Annotated in this window: 1 protein-coding gene; it reads right to left on the bottom strand. The window is 65.6% G+C overall.

Annotated elements, in window-relative coordinates:
• Positions 1-71: 71 nt before the first annotated feature.
• Positions 72-579, bottom strand: a 508-nt coding sequence (locus EN750_RS38085; protein ID WP_127399510.1) for a hypothetical protein, incomplete at its 5' end; no start/stop codon positions are given.

The following is a 579-nucleotide window of genomic DNA, read 5'->3' as shown; positions in this document are numbered from 1 at the left end:
CCCTTCAGAGATAGCGAGGCGCAAGCAGGATTGCCAGCCTCGCCAGGCAGCCGCACCGCGTACCGATGTTTTCAGGGAGCTACGTCGGCGGTCGGGAATCCGCACGATGCACCGAGGCTGCGATAGGCCTTGGTGAAGCCGTCCATGGATATGCTTCCAACAGGCGCGTCGCCAAAGGAGACATCAAGCACCGATGCCCGGCGCATGGCGCGCAAGAGCGCCAGGCTGATCTTGGCCTGATTGTCCACGGTCCAGCTGAGCCGGCCGTTGACGGCGCCATCGGAATGGAGTTTGGCGGCGACACGGCCCTTGTCGTCGCCGAAGGTGGCGGCAATCGACTTGCCGGCCGGCAGACCCTTGTTGTCGACGGCGATGGTTATGGAGGGGTAGGCATCCGGCGGCAGTGCATCGCCGTTCGTGATGACGAGCGTCAAGGTACCGGGCACGCCGCCCGCGCCGATAAAGGCGGTCGAGGCAGCGCAGGTCTTGCGCAGATCCTCACCGGTGTCGACCTCGTCGACCAGGGTCGACCATCTGCCGAACGTTTCGAGCTTGGGTGCCACCTGGGCGGGCGCCGCC

It is taken from the genome of Mesorhizobium sp. M7A.F.Ca.ET.027.03.2.1 (genome assembly GCF_003999175.1).
Taxonomy (GTDB): Bacteria; Pseudomonadota; Alphaproteobacteria; order Rhizobiales; family Rhizobiaceae; genus Mesorhizobium.
The sequence above is the reverse complement of the archived record's forward strand: the minus strand, read 5'-3'. Positions and strand labels throughout refer to the sequence as shown.